Origin of the sequence: Pseudovibrio sp. POLY-S9 (assembly GCF_001431305.1) — a bacterium.
In the GTDB taxonomy this organism is placed as follows: Bacteria; Pseudomonadota; Alphaproteobacteria; order Rhizobiales; family Stappiaceae; genus Pseudovibrio.
The window spans coordinates 41,244-47,390 of sequence record NZ_LCWX01000238.1 but is presented as its reverse complement, the minus strand read 5'-3'; the positions used below and the strand labels follow the sequence as shown (position 1 = coordinate 47,390).

At 52.4% G+C, this 6,147-nt stretch carries 7 protein-coding genes; 4 read left to right on the top strand and 3 right to left on the bottom strand.

Annotation, left to right across the window (positions count from 1 at the left end; genetic code table 11):
- The 3 genes from PPL9_RS26095 to PPL9_RS26085 all read left to right on the top strand — a co-directional run.
- The coding region (locus PPL9_RS26095) for an amidase family protein (RefSeq protein ID WP_082597124.1) at nt 1-1,117 on the top strand (1,117 nt) is incomplete at its 5' end.
- Nucleotides 1,118-1,189: 72 nt separating this feature from the next.
- The gene (locus PPL9_RS26090; protein WP_057465450.1) at nt 1,190-1,666 is read left to right on the top strand and encodes a YaiI/YqxD family protein; all 477 of its coding nucleotides are present in this window, start codon (nt 1,190-1,192) and stop codon (nt 1,664-1,666) included.
- A gap of 122 nt (nt 1,667-1,788) precedes the next feature.
- A complete protein-coding gene (locus PPL9_RS26085; protein WP_057465449.1) occupies nt 1,789-2,856 on the top strand; it encodes a hypothetical protein in 1,068 nt (355 codons plus the stop codon).
- Between the two features lie 274 nt (nt 2,857-3,130).
- On the opposite strand, the gene PPL9_RS26080 is transcribed toward PPL9_RS26085, so the two are convergent.
- Nucleotides 3,131-3,487, bottom strand: coding sequence for a VOC family protein (locus tag PPL9_RS26080; protein ID WP_057465498.1), 357 nt, complete (start codon nt 3,485-3,487; stop codon nt 3,131-3,133).
- Nucleotides 3,488-3,989: 502 nt separating this feature from the next.
- On the opposite strand from PPL9_RS26080, the gene PPL9_RS26075 reads away from it, so the two are divergent.
- Nucleotides 3,990-4,316 carry a hypothetical protein gene (locus PPL9_RS26075; RefSeq protein ID WP_057465448.1) on the top strand — a complete coding sequence of 109 codons (327 nt, stop codon included), beginning with the start codon at nt 3,990-3,992 and terminating at the stop codon, nt 4,314-4,316.
- A 136-nt stretch (nt 4,317-4,452) separates the two neighbouring features.
- On the opposite strand, the gene PPL9_RS26070 is transcribed toward PPL9_RS26075, so the two are convergent.
- Nucleotides 4,453-5,043: a GNAT family N-acetyltransferase gene (locus tag PPL9_RS26070; RefSeq protein ID WP_244272585.1), complete on the bottom strand. Its 591-nt coding sequence runs from the start codon at nt 5,041-5,043 to the stop codon at nt 4,453-4,455.
- Entirely contained in the window at nt 5,040-5,348 is a 309-nt protein-coding gene (locus tag PPL9_RS26065) for a DUF1778 domain-containing protein (protein ID WP_057465447.1), read from the bottom strand. Before PPL9_RS26065 ends, PPL9_RS26070 begins: the two co-directional genes overlap by 4 nt.
- Nucleotides 5,349-6,147: the final 799 nt, after the last annotated feature.

Sequence of the window (6,147 nt, the reverse complement as noted above, 5' to 3'; positions counted from 1 at the left end):
TCTCAAAGACCTGTTTGATGAAACCGGCATTGTCACCAGTGCCGGCTCGCCGTTCCTGCGCAAGCGGGCTCCGGCTTGTGAAGATGCTAAGGTGGTCTCTGCCCTGAAAGCTGCAGGGGCGTTTACCTGTGGCCGTACCAATATGAGTGAGTTGGGTTTTACGGGGCTTGGGCTTAATCCCTGTTTTGGATCCCCTGCAAATGTGATTGATCCTGCACGCATTCCCGGAGGTTCATCCTCGGGGGCTGTTGCAAGTGTGGGGCTGAGGCTGTGTGATGCGGCTCTGGGAACCGATACTGGCGGGTCTGTGCGAATTCCGGCAGCGCTTAATGGGCTTTATGGGTTTAAGCCGACGCGGGCGGCGATTTCGACCAAGGGTCTTTTCTCTGTTTGTCCATCCTTTGATACGGTCGGCTTTATTGCGCGATCAATACATATGTGTACCCGTTTGCATGCTGTGCTTTCGGGGCAGTGTCTTGCTCCGCGCAGGATAAAGAGCCTTGATGGATTGCATGTGGGGCTTGTTGCTTCGCCGTTGGCTGAGGGGCTGGATACGCAGGTAAGTGCGGATTTTGATCGCTCGATGCAGGCGATCCGGGATGCGGGTGCTATCATCGCGCCGGTTTCAGAGCCTGTCTTGTGTCATAGCGCGACTTTTCTTGGGACGATCTGCAGTTACGAGACCACTGCTTTGGTTGGCGGGTATTTGGAAGGTCTCAAAGAGACTGGAGATCCTTATGTGGTTCAGCGGATTCTCAAGTCGACTGAGGTGACGAGCAAAGAGATGGAAGAGGCGCGCTCGAAGCGGGTGGAAGCTATCCGTGCCTTTAAAGAGATGGCGGGCAAGTTTGATATTTTGATTGCGCCGACGGTGCCGATTGTTGCGCCGCTGCTTGAGGATGTTGACAGTAATCCGGAGAAATTTGGCAGTCAGCTTTCGCAAAATACGCGTGCTGTGAACTGGGTTGATGGGTGTGCTGCGACTATTCCCATGAACCCGCATGGCACGCCGGGGACGGGTTTGATGTTGATTGAACGGGCTGGACGTGATTGGCATGTGCTTGAAATGGCAAGTTTGATTGACAAAGTGATCGCTCCTGCGCGACTAAAGGGCTGATTTGAGCGTGTTCCTCTCCGAAAACCGGAACCACTTTTCGGGAATACGCTGCGATGCAGGAGAAGAGCTGCTGTGACCAGCGCTAAAAAGATACTTATTTATATTGATGCGGATGCATGCCCCGTCAAAGACGAGATTTACAAGGTTGCTGACCGGTATCGTCTGAAGGTTTTTGTTGTTGCCAACAGTTTTATCAACACGCCGCGCGACATGGATGTGGAGCGGGTGATTGTGCCTGACGGGCCTGATGTTGCGGATGACTGGATTGCTGAGCGGGCCGTGCCGGGTGATATTGTTGTGACGCAGGATATTCCGCTGGCTGACCGTGTGGTGAAGGCTGGTGCGCTTGCGCTTTCCCCTAAAGGAAAAGTGTTTGATGAAGCTTCCATTGGCATGGCGCTGGCAACACGTAACCTGATGGAAGATTTGCGCAGCTTTGGGGAACAGACAGGCGGGCCGCGGCCGTTCTCACCGAAAGACCGTTCTCAGTTTTTGCAGAAGATCGATCAGATCATTCAGCAGCTGAAGCGTCAGGGATTTTCGGTATAACGGGGTGCTGTTTGCCATTAAGCTCTGTGAAAACTGGCGATGATGGGCTGTAGGCCTCTTTGTCGACAAAGTTGAGCGCTTTTCTGGGGCTCTACTCTCGATAGACGTCAGGTCGTTTCCCTATGCCAGTTATCAGCGTGCGCAATTGTGTTGCCTTAGGCTTTGTTGCGCTTTTTTCTTTTTCGTCTCCATCTGCATTCGCCAAGTGGAAGAATCCTGCAGATCGGTATGCAGAGGCTTACAAAGAGTATCTGGGTGCTGCTTGCCCCATTGCTCCGGATAGCATCAAACACTTTGTTTATTTCGCCAGAGACCGTGAAGCGATTGAGGAGCATCCGTTTTTGGAGAGCTCCCGATTTGCAGGCGCGCAGATCATGTATCCGTGGCGTGAGCTTGAAACTTCCGAGGGGACCTATGATTTCTCTCTGATTGAAGCGGATCTGGCGAATCTGGGCTCCAAAGGCAAGAGACTGTTCGTCCAGCTTCAGGATGCTTCGTTTAATCCAGATTATGTTCCTGTTCCTGACTACATTCTTTCTGATGAGTATTCAGGCGGTGCTGTTTATCAGTTTAACGATAACAACGAGCCAGAAGGTTGGGTCGCCAAGCGGTGGAACAGCAAGGTGCAGGAGCGGTTTGCCAAGCTTCTTCAGGCGCTGGGGCAGGCCTTTGACGGGCGGATTGAGGGTATCAATCTGCAAGAGTCTGCCATTGGGGTGTCCGCTGAGGATGATGAGCAGTTCAGTCCGGCCAGATATTCTGAAGCGCTGAAGGGCAATATGTCCGCGATGAAAGCAGCGTTTCCGACATCGGTTACGATGCAGTATGCGAACTTTATGCCGGGTGAGTGGCTTCCCTTCGAAGATGAGGGCTATCTGAACTCAATCTATGAATATGGCGAGAGCATTGGTGTTGGTTTGGGCGCGCCGGATCTTATGGTCAAGCGGCGTGGTCAGCTGAACCATACCATCGCGATGATGCATGAGCGGGCGTACTCCGCGCCTCTCGGGATTGCTATTCAGGATGGCAATTATACGGGGCGGACGGGCACAACTGAAGTGATTGAAAATGATCAGAATATCGTGCCGCTGCTTCATGCTTTTGCGCAGGACTTTATGAAGGTGGACTACATGTTCTGGGTCAATCAAGAACCGTATTTTGAGAACGATGTTCTGAGCTGCTTTGAGTAGTGGCTCGGCGTAGAGCTCGTGTGCCAGATACCTCCGCCGTCATGCCGGACGAGCGGAGCGGAGATCCGGTACCCAGTGCTTTGAGGATAGGCGTTGGCGTGGAGCTCTAGATCCCGCATCAAGTGCGGGAAGACGAAGGAGGGGAGGCGATTGATGCCTTGCCTGTTGCGCCATCGCCGTTATGCCGGATGAACGGAGCGGTGATCTGGTGTTCGGTTCTATGTATCGTCACCCAATCACTACGCAGGCAATTGTAAGGTCGCGATCAACATGGTTACACCGTGAAGGCGCGGCTAGATACTGACACCTTGTTGTTGGATGGGTCAGTTGTATTGGCAAAGCAATAGCCATCTGCCTGATGGACTGGCCCGAATTGCAATCCAAGGTCTCCCGCTGCCTTGCAGAAACTTGGAACATCTTCAACATCAAAAACAAGTTTGACCAAGGACTGACCTTCCTTTTGCCCCTTTGATGCAGCGTGTAAAAGTATAGAGAAACCATCACTTTGCGGGCGAAGTTCTACAATCCGATCCCCGTCTTTCTGGATTTCATCAAAGCCAAAGTAACGGCAATAAAATTTGGCCATTTGAGGCAGTTTTTTGGTATAGATAATTAAACGTCCTAAAGATATCGCCATCCGTGAAGTCCTAAGCAGCCTGACTTTAGATGCCAATTATGCTTGGTCATCTGGTTGCAGGCAAGTGCATAGTTCCCGTGAGTTAGGTCGCGGCGAAGGCCCTCTTGAGTCCGCGAATGCTATTTCATGATGACAGACTGTTATCACGAGTTACACTCTATGATCCTGCCTGAGCTTATCCTGGGGGCAACAGGTGCGGGGTGGTTGCAACTTTTCGTTGACAGGTGGGCGGTTCCATTCCACATTCATATGTGAGGCGTAGAAACCTCCTTTCCACGCGGTAGCCGCACCCGTAACTAGCGGATTTTTTGTGCCTTTTTTCTGAAGGCGCGAACCCTTTGCTATGAGCGGGAGGGCGGTGAATACAATACCCTCTTCGGAGGGGAATAAACCCGCCTGCCGTGGTCAGGTTTCTACCCTCCCGCTCGCCAGTGGGCCGTAGAAAGCCCAGTGTCGTGCGGTTCATTCAACAGCCAACCACGTGAGGGCTTTGATTATGGACGACACTGCATGCGCCTGTGGCGCCACAAATACTCTTCAGAATGAATTTGACGAAATAAACGTTGCTGTTTCTGATCTTCAGAACCTTGCTTATGTGCAGCATATGGTGCTGAGCGAGCGGATGAAGAACAGTTGCGAACGTGACGTTTTATTCACTTTGCACTACGCTTTATGTAACCGCCTAGAGGCACTTGATAAGACCTGCGGAATTTTAACCGATGCGTTGTCCGGCACGTCCTTCCCTAAAGGATTTTCCGGTCACGCGACACGCAGCGTCGCCTCTCCACCACCGGTCAAAACCAATATTGTGTCTCTTGATTAGATCACTGTGAACGGCACTCCAAGGGCTGCCTCAACTACCCTTGCTCAGCCCTTCATGAGTGTCCTGCTGGTCTGCGGCCGGGCGAAGTGTGCCCGCAGGCCAGCGTTTTTGTGTGGCTGTTTTCCAGTGATATGCTTTAGCCACCAAGTTCTTGGCGGAGGATATCTGCAGTTTTCATGGGCATGAACATGCGTAGAGGGTTAGATGGGAGGCTTTGAAACTGAAGTCTCTCATAGATTGCTTTTCTGCTGGCGACCTTCTCCGGGTTTCCGCAGTCGAGTACATCAAGCATGATTACAGCAGCAGCATAGCCAGATTGCGATGCGCGAGAAGCACGGCATAGGGCATCGATCAGAAGGTCTTCTCCAATCTTTTGCCCCCGGTAGCGAATGTCTCTGCCGATCATGGAGATATAAACGGCAGGAATTGAACCATGACGCGGCGCTGTCCGTTTATATTTGCCCGGAAGATCCTGATAATGAACTGCATGGGCATTCATGGCATAGAAACCTGCTGTGTCTCCATTGGAGCTGACCATCACGTATATTGACGTATTGCCCGCATTCCTGAGTTTGTTGGCTGTCTTTTTAAAATAGTTGTCGACCTGTTCAACGCCGCAAGAAAAGTTCGCTCTGTCATGCTTCTCAGGATCGAAAGCTTCAATAAAAAACTGCGGTTCAGCCCCATCCGCAGATGATGACTTTTCCTGAACGCTTACGTCCGTCAACGGCTGGTCACTCGTGTCTTGTAGCGTTTTGCTGCGGTGACGAGTGCTTCATTTGGATCTGATGGTGTTTCCAGAGCAGCAGTGAAGGCAGCATGATCGACGGCTTCGAGGCGGGTGTGCTCATGCGCTTCAATCACGCGTTCTGCTTCTCGCAGGGCAGCGCTCATCGTAAAGGTGGAGTCGTCCACGCCCGACAATGCTGCAGCATGCTGTATAGCCGCCTTGATGGGGGCCTTGGTGCGGAAGTTCATCCGCTCCGTGTTGCGGCCCTTGATCTCTTCGGTTTCATCGTTGAATCCAAGCATCGCGTGCCTCCTTTGGCCTGTGTCGCCTTTGTATTTTTGTACGTCACGTGTGCGTACGAGTCAAGAAAGGCGCACTTTATGGCTGGAGGCTGTGGTTGAGCAAAAACTTATTCCCCTTGCTGTTTCTAGATTTATCTTAGTTTTGTGCCCACGCAATCGGGCAGGAGTGGACCGTCCATTCCGCGGCGTGGGCGGGGTTGGGCTGCCGGCATGAGGTAACGTATCGTGTCGGGAGGTCCGGTGAAGCGCCATACCCTTTTGAGGCCACAGTGGTATAGGGAGTTTGGGGTCGTTCCGGAGGGCGTCCGGTGGTGGCAGGAAACTGCCAATGACAGGGAAACCTGTCAGTGACATGGGAACGTGTCATTGACACGGGGACGTGTCAGTCACGTCTGTCCGAGAGGGAGCCCGCGCGTTCATGATAAAAGGCCCGGGCGAGGCGAGTAGCTGATGCCGAAGAAACTAATTTAACAAGTAGCGCAGGCAACGCCTGCTCGCCTTGCTCCACCCGTTTAACGGGGACCAAAGCTTCACCACTGCATGGATGGCCATGTGGTGCTATTGGTGTTTGTGGGGAGAGGTAGACATCAGGCATAAAAAAACGGACCCGAAGGCCCGTTTTTCAATTCTTGCTAAAGCAGTTCACGTTTAAGCAGATGAACTGCTTTAGCCTTTGTTTGCGCGTATCTTTATCCGAAAACCGGTTTCCACTTTTCGGAGATACGATGTCTGTGAGGCTTATTCGCCGCCGCGGTTATCGCGGAAGCTTTTGCCGCCACCTGGCTTGCCTTCGCCACGA